Annotated in this window: 14 protein-coding genes; 2 read left to right on the forward strand and 12 right to left on the reverse strand. The window is 72.1% G+C overall.

Annotation, left to right across the window (positions count from 1 at the left end; all coding sequences use genetic code 11):
* Window positions 1–85 precede the first annotated feature (85 nt).
* The 11 genes from H566_RS0113995 to gspG form a co-directional block, all read right to left on the reverse strand.
* Window positions 86–331: a hypothetical protein gene (locus H566_RS0113995; RefSeq protein WP_028311925.1), complete on the reverse strand. Its 246-nt coding sequence runs from the start codon at window positions 329–331 to the stop codon at window positions 86–88.
* A 258-nt stretch (window positions 332–589) separates the two neighbouring features.
* A complete protein-coding gene (gene gspE, locus H566_RS0114000; protein WP_084545110.1) occupies window positions 590–2,188 on the reverse strand; it encodes a type II secretion system ATPase GspE in 1,599 nt (532 codons plus the stop codon).
* 31 nt (window positions 2,189–2,219) lie between these two features.
* On the reverse strand, window positions 2,220–5,111 hold the full coding sequence (gene gspD, locus H566_RS25170; RefSeq protein WP_051378770.1) for a type II secretion system secretin GspD: 2,892 nt from the start codon (window positions 5,109–5,111) through the stop codon (window positions 2,220–2,222).
* A complete protein-coding gene (gene gspN, locus H566_RS25175) occupies window positions 5,108–5,893 on the reverse strand; it encodes a type II secretion system protein N (protein WP_034411822.1) in 786 nt (261 codons plus the stop codon). Before gspN ends, gspD begins: the two co-directional genes overlap by 4 nt.
* Before the next feature lie 4 nt (window positions 5,894–5,897).
* The gene (gene gspM, locus H566_RS0114015; protein ID WP_028311927.1) at window positions 5,898–6,413 is read right to left on the reverse strand and encodes a type II secretion system protein GspM; all 516 of its coding nucleotides are present in this window, start codon (window positions 6,411–6,413) and stop codon (window positions 5,898–5,900) included.
* Window positions 6,414–6,444: 31 nt separating this feature from the next.
* Entirely contained in the window at window positions 6,445–7,719 is a 1,275-nt protein-coding gene (gspL, locus tag H566_RS0114020; RefSeq protein ID WP_028311928.1) for a type II secretion system protein GspL, read from the reverse strand.
* Window positions 7,720–7,723: 4 nt separating this feature from the next.
* Complete coding sequence (gene gspK, locus H566_RS0114025; RefSeq protein ID WP_051378771.1) at window positions 7,724–8,695, reverse strand: type II secretion system minor pseudopilin GspK; 972 nt, start codon at window positions 8,693–8,695, stop codon at window positions 7,724–7,726.
* Window positions 8,696–8,712: 17 nt separating this feature from the next.
* Window positions 8,713–9,366, reverse strand: a complete 654-nt coding sequence (locus H566_RS25180; protein ID WP_051378772.1) for a PulJ/GspJ family protein — start codon at window positions 9,364–9,366, stop codon at window positions 8,713–8,715.
* Window positions 9,363–9,752 carry a type II secretion system minor pseudopilin GspI gene (gene gspI / locus H566_RS0114035; RefSeq protein WP_028311930.1) on the reverse strand — a complete coding sequence of 130 codons (390 nt, stop codon included), beginning with the start codon at window positions 9,750–9,752 and terminating at the stop codon, window positions 9,363–9,365. The genes H566_RS25180 and gspI overlap by 4 nt, the downstream gene beginning before the upstream one ends.
* A complete protein-coding gene (gene gspH, locus H566_RS25185; protein ID WP_051378773.1) occupies window positions 9,749–10,324 on the reverse strand; it encodes a type II secretion system minor pseudopilin GspH in 576 nt (191 codons plus the stop codon). Before gspH ends, gspI begins: the two co-directional genes overlap by 4 nt.
* Before the next feature lie 32 nt (window positions 10,325–10,356).
* Window positions 10,357–10,797, reverse strand: a complete 441-nt coding sequence (gene gspG / locus H566_RS0114045; protein WP_034411823.1) for a type II secretion system major pseudopilin GspG — start codon at window positions 10,795–10,797, stop codon at window positions 10,357–10,359.
* 90 nt (window positions 10,798–10,887) lie between these two features.
* Here gspG and H566_RS27530 point away from each other — a divergent pair, with 90 nt between their 5' ends.
* Window positions 10,888–11,619 (forward strand): type II secretion system protein N, encoded by a 732-nt coding sequence (locus H566_RS27530; RefSeq protein WP_051378774.1) that lies wholly within the window; start codon window positions 10,888–10,890, stop codon window positions 11,617–11,619.
* A 98-nt stretch (window positions 11,620–11,717) separates the two neighbouring features.
* Here the strand turns inward: H566_RS27530 and H566_RS0114055 are convergent, their stop codons facing one another.
* Window positions 11,718–13,970, reverse strand: coding sequence for a beta-galactosidase (locus H566_RS0114055; RefSeq protein WP_028311932.1), 2,253 nt, complete (start codon window positions 13,968–13,970; stop codon window positions 11,718–11,720).
* Between the two features lie 352 nt (window positions 13,971–14,322).
* On the opposite strand from H566_RS0114055, the gene H566_RS25195 reads away from it, so the two are divergent.
* On the forward strand, window positions 14,323–15,816 hold the full coding sequence (locus H566_RS25195) for a glycosyltransferase (RefSeq protein ID WP_051378775.1): 1,494 nt from the start codon (window positions 14,323–14,325) through the stop codon (window positions 15,814–15,816).
* Window positions 15,817–15,958 lie beyond the last annotated feature (142 nt).

A 15,958-nucleotide genomic window follows, 5' to 3' on the forward strand; every position in this document is an offset into this window, starting at 1 on the left:
GGCCATGCCACGCACGGCGCCGGCCTGGCCGCGTGCCGGCGACGACTGGCCCCTGTCCGCCGTCGCGGAAGACGCGACCGGCGCGTCACGCTCCGTCATGCGGGCGCCCTGGCGCGCGGCCATGGCCACCGCGAGCGCCACGCTGCCCTTGCTGCCAGCCCGTCGCACGCTTTCGTGCGCGGCGCCGGCCTCGGACCGGGCGGCGCAGCACCATGTCGGGCAGCTCGGCCGGATCGGTGCCGCGCGCGATCGCCGGCACCGATCCGGCCACCGGCGTGAAGCCGCGCTGGGCCAGCGCCACGCGCCGCAGCGGCTCGAGCGGCAAGGGCATCCACCAGCGCAACCGACCCGGCGCACGGCTCGCGGAAGCATCCGAAAACATGGTCGAGGCGCGGACGAGGCCCATGCGGGAAGGACTTTCCAGGGGTTCTTGTGGCATGCGTTCCGGCGTGCGGAGGCCCCGGATGCGCCCGCGTATTGCGCACCGGCCGACAAAAATGTGCCGTGGAGAAATTCCCGGCGCGCATCCCATGCGGATGGCGCCACTGGACTGCTTCACGAAGCAGCGCGGCGCGCTGCCCGCCCGCCTTCAGTCGCGCGTCACGCGGATGATTTCCTCGACCGAGGTGGCGCCGCTGTCGATCCAGCGCTGGCCGTCGTCGCGCATGCTGCGCATGCCGCGTTGCAGGCCGAGCCTACGGATTTCCAGCTCGTTGGCGGCGTTGTGGATGAGGCCGCGCTGGTCCTCGTCGATGACGAGCAGCTCGTAGATGCCCGAGCGCCCGATGTAGCCGCTGCGATGGCAGCGGTCGCAGCCCACGGCGCGCCAGACCTTGCGGCCCTCGGGCGTGGTGTCGGGTTTCTTGCAGTGCGGGCAGAGCCGGCGGATGAGCCGCTGCGCCATCACGCCCAGCACCGTCGAACTCAGCAGGAAGGGCTCGACGCCCATGTCGGCCAGCCGCGTGATCGCACTGGCCGAGTCGTTGGTGTGCAGCGTGGCGAGCACCAGGTGGCCGGTGAGCGAGGCCTGCACCGCGATCTGCGCCGTCTCCAGGTCGCGGATCTCGCCGATCATGATCACGTCCGGGTCCTGGCGCAGGATGGCGCGCAGGGCCTTGCCGAAGGTCATGTCGATGCGCGCGTTCACCTGGGTCTGACCGATGCCGGGCAGGTCGTACTCGATCGGGTCCTCGACGGTCATGATGTTCGTCGTCGTCGCGTCGAGCCGCTGCATCGCGGCGTAGAGCGTGGTCGTCTTGCCCGAGCCGGTCGGCCCGGTCACGAGGATGATCCCGTGCGGCTGGTTCACGAGCCGGTCGAAGGTGGCGAGCGTGTCGGGCGCCATGCCGAGCTTGCTCAGGTCGAGCCGGCCGGCTTCCTTGTCGAGCAGACGCAGTACCGCGCGTTCTCCGTGGCCGGTGGGCAGCGTGCTGACGCGCACGTCCACCGGCTTGCCGGCGACGCGCAGCGTGATGCGGCCGTCCTGCGGCAGGCGTTTTTCGGCGATGTCGAGCTGGGCCATGATCTTGATGCGGCTGATCAGCGCCGCATGCAGCGCCCGGCGCGGCCGCGCGATGTCGCGCAGCGTGCCGTCGATGCGGAAGCGCACGACCGAGTGCGTCTCGAAGGCCTCGATGTGGATGTCGCTCGCGCCGTCGCGCGAGGCTTGCGTGAGCAGCGCGTTGATCATGCGGATGATCGGCGCGTCGTCCTCCACCTCCAGCAGGTCTTCCACCGCCGGCGCGTCCTGGAGCAGGCGGGTGATGTCGATGTCGGCCTCGGCCTCGTCGACGATGCGCGCGGCCTCGCCGTCCGATTGCGCATAGGCCTGGCGCAGCGCGGCTTCCACCTCGGGCACGGTCTTCCACGCGGTCGGCAGATTGCCGAGCCGGCGCGTGACTTCGGCCAGCGCGTCGGGGTCGGTCTGCTCGCAGATCCACGCCTCGGGCGGCTGGCCGCCGCGCACCACCAATGCGAGCTTCGCGTCGCGGGCGAAGGCGTAGGGCAGCAGGCGGGCGGCGTCGATGCCGTCGGCCGGCGCGGCGGCATCGACGCCGCCCGCGCCCGGCGCCACGGACAGATCGTCGGCGCCAGAGGCCGCGCCGTTGCGGTCGGCGGCGGCGGTCGAGGCGAGGGTCACGGTGCTCGCGGTGTCGGCGACGAGGCCAGGACTGTCGGTACGGCTCATGAGGCGACTCCGAAGTGCGCGACGCGCACCGTCATTGCGCGGGGGCGTCGGGATTGGCCGGCACGGTGGGCGCCGGACGCGGCTCGGCGCCGCCCGGGGCCATGCGCTGGCTCGGCTGGCCGGCCGCGTTGGCGCCGCCGCCCTGGGGCGTGGTGGCCGACTCGGGCGTGCGCGCGTCGCCGGGCGCGGGCTGCATCAGCATCGCGGGCGGCTTGATCGTGTAGCTGCCGTCGAGCGCCGGCAGCTGCATGCCGCGCGTGTCGGGCAGGATGAAGCTCGGCGCCGGTTGCTGCTCGCTGGTGCGCACGCGCATGTAGTCGTAGCGGTCGACCGTCACGCTCTGCGAATCGGCGAGGTTGCGGATGATGCGCGGCCGCAGGAAGACCATGAGGTTGGTCTTCTTGCGCTCGCGGCTGCTGTAGCGGAACAGCGCGCCGAGGTAGGGAATGTCGCCGAGCAGCGGCACCTTGCTGACCGAATCGGTGATCTCGTCCTGCACCAGACCGCCCAGCACGATGATCTGGCCATCGTCCACTACCACGCTCGAATCGATCTGGCGCGTGTTGGTGATGATCCCCGACGACAGCGTGGTGCTCACCACCGCCGACACTTCCTGGTGGATCTGCATGCGCACGCCGCCGCCTTCCGACACCGCCGGCTTGACGTGCAGCGTCAGGCCCACGTCCTTGCGCTCGATGGTCTGGAACGGGTTGACCGTGCTGCTGCTGGAGCTGGTGCTCGACGCGTTGGTGTACTGGCCGGTGATGAAGGGCACGTTCTGGCCGACGACGATCTTGGCTTCCTCGTTGTCGAGCGTGAGCAGGTTCGGCGTCGAGAGGACGTTGGCGTTGGTGTTGGTTTCGAGCGCGCGCGCGAGCACGCCGAAGTTGGTGTACGTGGTGCCGTTGATCGTGATGCTGCCGCGCACCAGACCGAGGTTGAGACCCTGCCCCACGCTCGCCACGTTGGCGGCGGCGGTCAGGATGTTGGTGCCGGTGCTGCCGAAGTTGGTACCGCCGATGAGGTTGGTGCCGCTGCCCGTGAGACCCGACAGGTCCTGCCACTGGATGCCCATCTCGGCCGTCTTGTCGGCCGACACCTCGACGATCAGCGCCTCGATGAACACCTGGGCGCGACGCGCGTCGAGCTTCTCGATAATGTCGCGCAGGTTGCGATACACCGGCTCGGGCGCCGTGATGATGAGCGTGTTGGTGGCCGGATCGGCCTGCACGATGCCGCCCTGCTGGCCGGTCGTGCCGCTGGCGCCGAAGCCGCTCTGCGAACTGCTGCTGCCGCCGAGGAAACCGCCGCTGCTGCCGCTGCCCGTGCCGCCGAAGCCGCTCGTGCTGCTGCTGCCGCTGCTGCCGAAGCTGCCGGAGTTGCCGCCGAGGCCGCCGCTGCCGCTCGTGCCACTCGTGCCGCCGGTGCCGCTGCCGCCCGACAGGAAGCCGCTGCCCGACGAACTGTTGGTGTTCGAGCCCGAGGTATCGGCGTTGATGATGGCGCGCAGCGTCGCGGCCAGCTTCACCGCGTCGGCGTTCTTGAGATAGACGACGTTGATGTTGCCGCGCCCCGCGCTCGGGATGTCGAGCTTGGCGACGAGGTTGCGCACGCTGTCGGCGCGCGCCTTGCTGCTCGCGCGCAGCAGCAGCGCGTTGCTGCGCTGGTCGGCCACGATCGTGACCTTCTGGCCAGGGTCGGTCTGGCCGCCGCGCTGACTGTCGTCGACCATGCGCGTGAGCAGCGCCGCCATGTCCACCGCGAGGCCGAACTTGAGCGGAATGACTTCCAGCTCGGCCGCCGCCGGCACGTCCACGCTGGTGATGATCTTCTCGATGCGCCGGATGTTCTCGGCGTAGTCGGTGATGACCAGCGAGTTGTTGGACGGGTAGGCGGTGATGGTGTTGTTGGGGCTGATGAGCGGCCGCAACACCGGCACCATCGCGCTCGCCGACTCGTAGTTGAGCCGGAAGATCTGCGTGACGATCTGGTCGCCCCGGTTGCCCGGCACCAGGCCCGCGACCGGGCCGCTCTGGAGCTTGGCGTCGGCCTCGGGCAGCACTTTGGCGTAGCTGCCGTCCTCCACCACCGAAAAGCCTTGCAGCCGCAGCACCGACAGCAGCATGCGATAGGCCTCGGCGCGCGGCACCGGATTGGGCGTGGCGAGCGTGACCTGACCGCGCACGCGCGGATCGACGATGAAGGTGCGGTTGGTCATCTGGCCGATCGCGCCCACGACGGCGTCGAGATCGGCGTTGACGAAGTTGAGCGAGACGAGGTCGCTGCCGCCCGCGTTGGCGCCGGCCGGCGCGGCGGCCTGGGCCGCGCCGCCGGCGGCGGCCATGCGCATCGCGCCGCTCGCCGCGGCCGTGCCCGCGATGCCGCCGGTCGCCCCGCCCGCCATGCCGATGGCGCCGCGCGCGGTCGTGCCGGCGCCGGCCGCGCCGCCCGCCTGCGGCAGCGGGCCATTGGCCACGGTGCTGCCCGAAGCCGCCGCGAAGCCGGCGACACCGGCCGCCATCGCCGCGCCGCCGCCGGCCGAGGCGCGCACGAGCTTCGCGCCCCCCTCGGCCGGCGACCGCGCGCGACCGCCGTCGCTGGTCACGAAGCCGCTCGCCGGCACCGGGCCGTCGGCGAAGCGCGGCGTCTCGGCCGCGAGCTTCGCGCGGGCCGGCCGGCCGTCGGCGCGGGCGAGCTGGCGAGTCTTCTGGCGCGGGCGAGCCGAGGCGGCCGACGCCGGCTTCGCGCCGGCCTGGGCGGTCTGCGCCGGCTTGCCGCCGGCCTGGGCGACCGCCGGCGTGCCGGCGGCGAAGGCATCGGGCGTGGCGACGCCGAGCGGCGCGACCAGCGCGAGCACCGCGAGGGCGCGACCGTTGAACGCAGCGGAAATCGCGGCGGCGATCGAGGCGGCGGGTTGTCTCATGAGCTTCCGATCCGGAGCGCGACGCCGTCGCCATTCGACGGGCCGAGCAGGTTCATCAAGGGTTGGAGTTGGGCGCGCTGGTCGGCGGCGGCCGAGGCCCGGCCATTGAAGCCGAAACGCCCGCCGCGCTGCCAGTGGCCGTTGCCTTCGAGGCTGAGCGGGCCTTGCAGCGTCGCGAGCGCGAGCGCGAATCCGTTGGGGTCGGGCAGGACGTCGAGCCGGTAGCTGCCGAGCGGCGCCACCGCCGACACCGCCGAGCGCGCGTCGCGCCATTCGAGGCTGATCGGCCCCTGCGGCAGGCCGCGCTCCCAGGCGAGCGCCTGCCAGCCGGCTTCGAGCCGACCGCCCAGCCGCAGCGTGTTGAACGGCGCGCCGATGCCTTCGAGCGCCTCGACCGGCAGCGCCATGCGCCCCGGCGACAGCGCCAGCGGCCCGGTCGCGCCAAGTTCGAGCAGCACCGGGTTGGAAAACACGCGTTCGCCCGCGAGTTCGAGCTTCAGGCGCAGCGGACCGAACGACAGGCCGGCGAAGCGCCATTCGACCGCGCCGGGAAAGGCGCTGATGCGCTCGTCGTCGGTGTTGCCGCCGCTGCGGAAGGCCGGCCGGCCGCCGCCGTGCCAGACGGTGCCGGTGGTTTCGAGCAGCAGCGCACGTCCGCCCGAGCCGAGTTCCAGCGCGCGTCCGAGCCAGCTCGCCGGCAGCGCCGGCAGCGCGCCCGCGAGCAGGCCGAGCAACCCCGCGAACGCGAAGGCCAGCAAGCGCGGGACGAGACGCAGGCTCATGCGATCACCGGCGCAGCGTGAACTCGGCGTTCACCTTGCCGCCGGCGCCGGCCTTGCCCTCAACCGGCGTGATGGCCGCGCCCTCGATCGTCACGCCGAGGTCGGCGACGACGCGCGCGAGCCAGTCGGCGATCTGCGGATAGGGCGTCTCGGAGAACTTCACCACCAGCACGCCGGCGGCGTTGGTGGCGAGGTCGGCGCGCAGGCCGCCTTCCTGCAAGGCGGCCTCGATGGCCGGGCGCAGCGGCCCTTCGGCCTGGAGGTTGCGCTGGGCGCGCGGCGGATTGGCCGCGATGCCCGCGACCTCGGCGGCCTCGGCCTGGAGCCGGGGCAGATCGCGTTGCACGCGCTCGCGGCCGGCGAGGGCCGGATCGACGAGCAGGGTCCAGAACAGCGCGAGACCGACGGCGACGGCGCCGATCACGAGCATGCGGCGGTCGCGCGGCGGCAGCGCGGTCCAGCGCGCGTCGAACCGGGCGCGCGCGGCGTCGAGCGCCGGGAGGTTGAGGCGGGCGCTCATGCGGTCTCCGGAGACGGGCGGGCGGCGCGGCTCATGACGCCTCCCGCTTGCGCAGCACGAGGATCTGGCTGCCGTCGCCCTGGGGCTCGGCGACGGCGTCGTAGCCGCGCGCGCGCAGGGCGTCGAGCAGCTGCTCGGTCATGGGCGCGACCGCCGGCGCGAGGCTCGCGCGCAGCGTGCCGGCGGTGAAGTTGAGCGTGCGCAGGCTGCCGGTCGCGTCATTGGGCGGCAGCAGGCCGGCGAGCGCCGTGGTCAGTTCGAGGTAGCGGTCCTGGCCGGCGGTGCTGGCCAGTTCGACCTGTCGTCGCGCCTGGCGCAGCGGATCGACCACCAGCGGCACCTCGGGAAAGGCGGTGCGGAAGTCGGTTTCCATCTGCGCGGTGATGCGGGCGTGCTCGCGGCGCAGGCGCAGCCAGTCGGCGTTGAGGCCGACGGTCCACACCAGCAGCGCCGCCGCCGCGAAGCCGATCGCCCAGCGCCAGGGCCGCAGGGTCTGACCGGCGCCGCGCGTGCTGCGCGCGAACTCGAATTGCAGCAGCGAAGCGTCGGGCAGCGCGGGGGCGGCGTCGGTCCAGCGCCAGTCCGAAGGCGCGAGCGCGAGGCCGAGCGCGTCGGACCAGCGCGCGCAGAGGTCGGCGTCGAGGCCGGCGCAATCGAGGCTGGCGACGGCGCCGGACCTGAGCCGCGCGGCCGCGAGGCGCAGCGCGGGCGGCGGGTCGGCGGGCGCGCGGGCCGCCGATGCGCTGCCGGCGACGGATGCGGCCGGGCCGGTCGCCACGGTGGTGCCCGCGCCATCGAGCGCGAACGGCAGCACGCCATCGGCATGCCGCAGCCAGGCCTCGCCGCCCTCGGCGCAGAGAAAGGGCACGGACGGCGCGAGCATCGCCTCGGTCACGACCACGACGCGGCGGGCGGCGCGCAGTTGCGCGACGCGCTGGGCCGCGCGCAGCCAGCGCCGGTCGAGCACCGCCACCTCGCGCAGGCCGTCGGCGCCGATGCCGGGCAGCACCGCCGCAAAGCTCTCGGCCGGATCGCCGATGACCGAGTCCTCGACCAGATTGGGCAGCACGCGGCGCAGCACCGCCGGCTTCACCGGCGGCAGCTTGAGCCGCAGCAGCCGCGCGGCGCGCGCCGGCAGCACGATCTCGAGCGTGTCGGCGAGCGGCAGATCGGCCAGTTCGGCGCGGCCCTGGCGCGTGGCGCCGCCGCGCTCGACGAGCGCGAATTCGAAGAGGGTCCGGGGAGGATCGCCGTGTTCCCAGGCTTCGGCGGCATCGGCCCCGAAGCGCAGTCGCAGTAACGCCATGTGATCAGTCCTCGCGGCTCCAGAGCACGCGTGTGGTGCGCGCGGAGCCGCTTTCGCGGTAGACGAGCGCCTCGGTGAGCAGCAGCGCGCGTTCGTATCGGACCCGGCCGGTCACGCGGAAGAAGCTCGACTTCACGTCGAGCGCCGCCGCGTTCTCGGGCGCCTTGTCGGGCAGCGTGCACTGGCTGGTCTGCACGAAGGGCGTGCGCTGGCGCAGTGCGACGAGCCGGGCGGCGTCCGAGGCCGAGTAGTTGTCGATTGTTGCATGCAGCACCTCGGCGCTCGCCGTATTGCAGTTGACCTGGGTGACCGCCTGGGTCATGCGCGGCAGCACCGTGACGAAGGGCCGCAGCTTCTCGATCGCCGCCGAATCGACGCCCGACAGCCGGCCCAGGTCGTCCACGCCGAGCCAGGGCAGCTGCGTCGGCTGGCGGGTCTGGCCGGTGCTGGTGTCGGTCACGGTCTGGGTCGCGGTGAGGGCCTCGGCGGCGGCGGCGGCCAGTCCGCCCGACAGGCCTTCCAGCACGAGCAGGCGCTGGAAGCGCGCGATCCAGGCGGTGTCGGGCCTGCCGGCCGCGTCCAGCAGATTGAGCAGGTTGAATTTCGCTTGTTCGTCCGCGATGGCGCCGGACAGCCAAGCTTCGCGGTCGCGCGAGCCCTGGGCATCGGAGATGCGCGTCTCGGCGATCGGCACCGCCCAGACCTCGCCGAGGTGGTCGTGCGAATTCTTGTTGTCTTCCTTCAGCACGAGGCGGGCCCAGTCGATCGCGGCGCGCGCGAGCCAGCGATCCTGGCCGAGCGCGAGATGGTTCTCGACCATGCGCGCCTGCACCTGCTGGCGCCAGAGCAGCCCGGTCACGGCGATGGTGGCGAGCGCGACGATGAGCAGCGCGGTGATGACGGCGACGCCGCGCTGCGACGCCGCGCGCCGCGCTCCGGCCGGGGTGCGCCGGCCCGCCGCGCGCATGCCGGCCATGTCCGCTCGCCGCCCGCTCATTCGCGCACCATGACCGCGCGCCGGAAGCGCTCGCCGTTGCCCAGCTCGATCGTCAGCAGCATCGCGCTGCCCTGCTGGCTCTGCTCGCGCGGGGTGAGTTCGCTCATCGCGGCGGCGTATTGCAGCCGACGCAGCAGATCGCCCTCGGGCTGGACCCAGAGCGAGGCATTCCAGACCTCGAAGCGCAGAAAGCTGACCGACCCGAGCAGGCGCTGGCGGATCGCGTCGGGCCAGTCGCTCGCCACCGCGACGCGGCGCGCCTCGTCGGGCGTCGCGACCGGCCGCGTCTCGCGCCAGACGGTGTCGCCATCGAGCCGGTAGCGCACGAACTGCCAGCGCACCGGCCCGCCGAGGGCGGCCGGCAGCTGGCGCAGGATGCGCAGCTCGCCGCGCCCGAACAGGATGCCCGGCAGCGTGCTGGCCGTGCCCGGCGTGGCGACGTTGCCGGTGTCGCGCGCCGCGAGCCGCAGATCGGTCTCGAACTGGCCGAACAGCGCCTCCAGCGCGCGCTGCTGGGCCAGCTCCTCGGTGAGCTGGGCACGCGCGCGCACGACCGAGTCGATCGCCCGCCACGACAGCAGCGAGATGACCGCGAGAATGGTGATCGCCACCAGCATCTCGATCAGCGTGAAGCCCGCGCGCCGCCTCACATGTCGCTCCCGTTGGCCAGCACGGTCGACACCGTGGTGAGCCATTCGCGCCGCGAGGCGTCGCTGTACACGGTGATCTCGACCCGGCGCATGTAGCGGTTGCCGGTCGCCTTGACATCCTCGTCGCAGACCAGCTCCAGCCGGCCCTGCGGACACTGGAAGCTGCGCTGGCCGATGGCCGGCTGGACCCGGGTCGCGCGCAGTTCGGCGATGCGGTTGCTCGCGCTCCAGCCGGCATAGAGCTTGGCGCGCAGCACCTCGTTCTGGCGCGCCATGCCGCCGACCGCGCGCAGGCTCGCGCCGAGCGCGACGCCCACGATCACGAGCGCGACCAGCACCTCGACGAGGGTGAAGCCGCGCGCGAACCCGACGGCGCGGCGCGTCATCGCGGCACCTCGTCCACCGAGAAGCCGCCGAGGCCGTCGCCGCGCACGGTGGCGGTGGCGCCGCCGTATTGCAGCGTGGCCACGATCGGCTCGGCCAGCGTCGCGCGCGAGAACTCGATGCGGATCTGGCTCGTCTGCGGGCCGTTGGCGGTCAGGCCCAGCACGCTCACGCGCAAGGGCGTGAACGGCCAGGGCCGCGCGCGCAGGGCGGTGTCGCGGTCGAGCGCGCGCCAGCGGCGGCCGTCGCGCACCGCGAATTCATAGCCTTCGGTGGTCGCCTGCCAGAGCACCGGCGTGCCGCGCACGACGGCCTCGTCCTGGGCGATGGTCCAGAGCTGGGCCAGCCGGTCGGCCTCCTCGCGCAGCTTGCTGCGGTCGTCGGGGAAGGCGCTGATGCTCACCATCGCGAGCATCACGCCCGCGAGCACGACCACGACCATCAGCTCGATGAGGGTGAAGCCGCGCGCGATCCGACCACCGCGGCCATGCGGCGCCGCCGGACGCGCCCCGGCGCCGCACGCGGGCCGGGATGCAAGCGCCTGCAGGAACGCGCGGACCTGCGCTGCCGTCATGGCGAACCGCCTCGCGCCCGCGACGCGTGGCGTCAGAGATCCCAGGAACCGATGTCGGCGTCGATCTCGGTGCCGCCCGGCTTGCCGTCGGCGCCGAACGAGAAGACGTCGATCTCGCCGCGCACGCCGGGGTTCAGGTACTGGTAGGGACCCTTCCAGGGGTCGGCGGGCATCTTCGACAGATAGCCGCCGCTGCGCCAGTTGCCCGGGATCGGGCCGCTCGTGGGCTTCTGCACCAGCGCCTTGAGGCCCTGTTCCTGCGTCGGGTAGCGGCTGTTGTCGAGCTTGTAGAGATTGAGCGCCTGCATGACCTGGGCGATGTCCTGCCTGGCGGCGGTGACGCGGGCGTCGTCGGCGCGGCCGATGACCTTGGGCACGACGAGTGCCGCCAGGATGCCCAGGATCACGATGACGACCATGATCTCGATGAGCGTGAAACCGCGGCTGCGCGAGTGGAAATGAACGGGCTTCATGATGGTGTCTGGGACGGCCGCCTGACGGCCGGATTTGGGACGATTCGCCGGCTCCGGGGCCCCGGAGCGGCGTGCAATACTCGCACGATCATGTTGACCGCCTTGTTTCGTGGCCTGACGCACCTGCTGGCCTTCTCCGTGCTCTGCGCCGCGACCGCGTACTGGTTCGTGCAGCTGCGCGCGCCGATGCCTCCCATCGTGGCCGTGCCGGCGCCGCCGATGCAGTCGGTGTTCGATACCGGCGCCCAGCCGCGCCTGTTCGGTGGACCGGTGGTGACGACCGCGCTGTCGAACGTGCAGCTCGTGGGCGTGATCGCGCCGCGCGAGGGCGAGCGCGGCGGCGTCGCGGCGCTGGTGGTGGATGGCCGTCCGGTGCGGGCCTACCGCGCCGGCCAGAGCGTGGCGCCCGGCCTGCTGCTGGCCGAGGTGCATGCCAACCGCGTGGTGTTCGACCAGAACGGCGCCCGCGCCGAAGTCGCGCTGGCGCGCGCCCCGGCCGCCGACAGCGGCGTACCGTCGGGCGACGGCGGTGGCATCGCCCGCACCATCTCCGATCCGCGCGTGGCGCGCGGCGCCGACGGCATCCTTACCTTCGAGAACCGGCCCGGTCCGGGCGGCACCTTCGTCGCGCCACCGCCGCAGCAGTTCATGCAGGCGCCGGGCAGCGTCGCGCCCCAGCCCATGCCGCCCGGCGCGGGCGAGGACGCGGTGATCGACGACCCGTCGGCGGGCGGCATTCCGCCGGGCCAGCGCGGCCCGGCCATGCGCGGCGGCCGCGCGCGGCCCAACTACAGCATGCCGCCGGGCGAAGACAGCAACTGAGCGCGGCGCCGGCCGCCGAACCCGCGCCGAATGTCGCCGCACCGGTCGCCCGGCCGGCGGCGGACCTCGTGTCGTCAGCCTCGCCGCCGCGCCGCGCCTTACTCCCGCACCAGCTCGTAATAGACCGTCGCGCCGTCGCCGGCGAGGTTGTCGAGCAGCACCGAGCCGTCCGCGCCCACCGGCCGCGCCTCGCGCCGGCTGCCGTCGAGGTTGAGCGCGTACAGCTTCCAGCCCGCGCCGTCGATGCCGAGCTTCAGCATCGCCACGCCGCCGCGCAGCGTGACCGGCCAGTGGCCCCAGTTCGTGACCGTCTTCTGGTCGGGGTCGGCGAAGCGCATGTCGGTCGGACGCGCGTCGGTCAGCTGCACCAGCAGCAGCCGCTTCGACGACGCGAGCGGCGCCGCATCCACCGCGAACACGCCGATCGTCTGCTCGGCCGTCGCCCGATCCACGCGCAGGAAGCGTCCGTCGAGCGGCCGGTCCCGGAACATCACCAGCTCCGACCTCGGCGTCACGACGCGCGCCCGATGTCCGGGCAGGTCCACCATCACCTGCCCGGTGTCGCTCTCGATCACGCCCGCCGCCGCGTCGGTGGCATTGGCCTTGTCGAGCAGGCCGCCCTCGCGCAGCCGCGCCACGCGCTCCAGCCAGGCGCCGTTCTGCGCGCCGGCCTTCATCAGCAGCTGCGCGCGCGCTGGCGGCGCCATGTCGGCGCCATTGCCGCCGAAGGGGTCGAGCACGAGGTCGGGCGTGGCGCCGGCCAGCTTCGCGGCGGCGGCCGGCTTGCCGGCGCCATCGACCGCCGCCTCGGGCATCCAGCCGACCCGGCTGATGAAGCCGAGCCGCGCCAGCGAGGGATCTGCATTACGCACATAGGGCACCCAGCCCGTCTGCGCCGGTCCCTCGCGGTAGACCATCGCCACCGCGCGCTTCGCCGGACTGACGTCGCCGCGCCGGAACAGCAGCGCGTTGATACGGTCGGAGGCCGCCGCGATCGGGTCGTCCCAGACGTAGAACGGGTACTGGGTGGAATAGCGGCCGAACTTCTTCTGCGCGTCGTAGCGCAGCTGGGTCGCGTTCTCGCCGTACTGGCAGATGCCGTCCCAGCCCTGGAGCGCGGCGTAGGCGCCGAACAGCACGTTGCCCTCGCGCCGGTTGCGGTTCCAGTACACATCGCCGAACTCGCTCACGTAGAAGGGCTTGCCCCACACGCGCGTCGGCAGCAGCTGGCGGATGAACTTGAGGTCGTTGTCGAACACGCTCTCGTGCTTCACCGTCATCGGCGTCTCGAACGAGCCTTCGGGCAGGTCGTTGTACATGTGCAGATCAACTGCGCTCAGCGCCGAACGCGAGGCCACCTTCTGCACCGCCGTCTCGTTGTTGATGGCGGTGATCAGGCCCTTGTAGCCCTTCGATTGCAGATAGGCCGTCATCCAGCCGAAGGTGGCGCGCTCCTGGTCGGTGAGGAAGCGCGCGAAGTCTTCATTGCGCGGATTGACGTTGCGCGCCATGTACACCGGCAGCTCGACGGTGCCGCGCTTCGGGTCCTCGTCATTGCCGGCCTCGGCCTGCCAGGCCTTCTTCAGGCCGTCGGCGTCGCCGTACTTCTTCGCCAGCCAGTCGTTGAAACGCGGGCGCACCAGCTGCGGAAAGGTCTGGCGGTTCATGAGCGAGGTGAAGGCGATGCCGCCCTCGTTCACCAGCGCCACCACCTTCAGGGCCGGATCTTCGAGCAGCGAGTGGCCGAGGTAGGGGTTCTTGCGCGCGAACACCTTGTCCACCAGCGTCTTCCAGTGCTGCCTGGCCTCGGGATCGTCGAGGTTGAGCCTGAGCTTGAGCTGGGTGTCGCTGCGCCAGCGGTTGGGAATGTTCCCGTAGGCGCCCGAATCGAGCGTGAGGATGTCGCTCATGATCCCGATGCCCGCCTTGCTCAGCTCGGCGGCGAAGCGGTCGAAGTCATCCTGCTTCTGCGGGTCGAAGTCGAAATCCTTCGTCGCCTTGTCCATGAGCGCCGCGTCCACCGCATGGAATCGCACGAGGTTGTAGCCGCTGCGCCGGAGCTGGGCCAGATAGGCCGGCATCTCCGCCTTCGACGGCGCGAGGCTGTTGAGCCCGCCCAGCACCGAGGTGGCGCAGAGCTGCCGCTGATCGGCGCCCGCCAGCGTGGCCGAGAAGTCGAGCGCGCTGCCCGCGACCACCGCCAGTTCGGGGCTGGCCGGCTCACGCCAGCGCGCGGCAGCATTTCTGAGATATGTCGCATCGGGCGCGGCCGGCTCCACCGGTGCCGCGTTCGTCGGCTCGCTGGTGGCGATAACCAGCGCGAGGGCCAGAATCGATTGGGTGTTCTTCATGCGATGAGTGCGCTCCGATGACGGTCCCAGACGGGTCATTGCCCGGCCGACAGGCTGGACAGACCGCGAAGATATGCGCCCCGGTCTTGCAAAGCCGCCACAGCCGGCGCGTGGACGGGGTGGCCCGCGACCAGGCTCGCGGTCGTCGCCCCCCGCCTGCCGTTGCGCCGGAAACCGGGCGTTTTACTGGTGGTCATTGCCAGCTTTCGCTTACTAGCGTTCGTGATTTCCTCCACGCTGCCACGGTGCCATACGGGATAAGCCTGTCCCATCCTTTGCCGTCAATGCAGTTGCCGGCGCTTGTCGCGCAACCTTGCGCGCATCCGGTTTCCGCCACTCGCCCGCCCCCGACATGACGCAAACGCCTTCGTCACCGCCCAGCCAGCCGACCGGTCCGGCCGAAGGTCCGCGCCTGCTGTACCTGATTCCCGACGGCTTTCCGACCCACCGGCCCGACGTGACGGTGCTGTTCGGCCAGGAGTTGCCGCGCCACGGCATCTCGACCGATCTCGTGGCCCAGCAGGCGCCCAATTCCGATCTGAACGCCGGCTGGGGCGCCGGCCGACTCGACCTCGCGCCGCGCTGCGGCAGCGCGGTACGCAACCAGGTCACGTCCTTCTTCCACGACCTGCGCCGGCTCTGGCGCGCCCGTCCTGGCGACTACGCCGCGATCCAGGTGCGCGACAAGGCCTTCGCCGGCCTGTTCGGGCTGATGCGCGCGCGCATGCTGGGCGTGCCCTTCTTCTACTGGGCCTCGTTCCCGATCTGCGAGAGCTTCGTCGCCATCGCGCGTCAGCAGGGGTTGCGCCTGGGGCTGCTGCGCTGGGCCTTCCTCACGCTCAAGGGCCATATCGGCAAGCGCCTGCTCTATCGCTGGCTCATGCCGCGCTGCAATCACGTGTTCGTGCAGAGCGACCGCATGAAGGAAGAGCTGGTCGCGCGCGGCATCCGCCCCGACCGGCTCACGCCGGTGCCAATGGGCGTCGATCTCGACCGCGCGACCCGCCGCACCGAGGTGCGCATCGACGCCTCGCGGCTCGCGAGCCGGCGCGTGATCGGCTATCTCGGCACGCTCGAACGCGCGCGCCGCATCGACTTCCTGTTCGAGGTCGTGGCCGAGCTGCGCAAGACCATCCCCGACATCTGCCTGCTGCTCGTGGGCGATGCCGAGGAGGCGGAGGACCGCCGCTTCCTGGTCGAGCGCGCCGCCGAGATCGGCGTGACCGACTGCATCGTCCATACCGGCTGGGTGCCGTCCGATGCCGCCTGGGCCTGGATGCGTCGCGCCGAGATCGGCCTGTCGCTGTTTCCGCGCGGCGAGCTGCTCGACAGCGCCTCGCCGACCAAGGTCGTCGAATACCTCGCGCTCGGCATTCCGGTGGTCGGCAACGACCAGCCCGACCAGCAGCAGGTGCTGCGCGACAGCGGCGCCGGCCTGTCGGTGCCGATGGAAGTGGGCGGCTTTGCCGAGGCGATCAGCAGCATCCTCGCCAGCCCCGAGCGCGCCGCCGCGATGGCCAAGGCCGGGCCGCCCTTCGTGCGTGCCCACCGCACCTACGCCGGCCTGGGCCGCGAACTGGCGGTCGTCTATCACCGTCTGCTCGGCACCAGCCTCGCGGTGCCCGGCTTCGGCGACACCGGCCTCGGCCGACCGACGCGCGCCGGCGGTGTGTCTACCGTGGTCGGCCCCAACACGCTGTCGGCCGCGAGCCTCGGACCGAGCACGCTGTCGGCGCCGAGCGTGATCGGGCCGTGCACCGTCGCCGCGGCCAGCGTCACCCCGACCGCCAACACTCACACCACGACGACACGGGTGCAGGTCGGCCCCCACTCTGCACGCGGCTGATCGGCGCCGCGCTGCGGCCGCTACCTCACGGCAGCCATTCATCGCCCCGAGCCCCCCTCCGGCGATGAGTGCGCGGGGGGCGTGTCTAGAATCGTTTCGCTTCCTGATCGCAGTGCAGCATTCCGGTAGATGAAAGTCGACT

Origin of the sequence: Derxia gummosa DSM 723 (assembly GCF_000482785.1) — a bacterium.
Classification (GTDB): Bacteria; Pseudomonadota; Gammaproteobacteria; order Burkholderiales; family Burkholderiaceae_E; genus Derxia; species Derxia gummosa.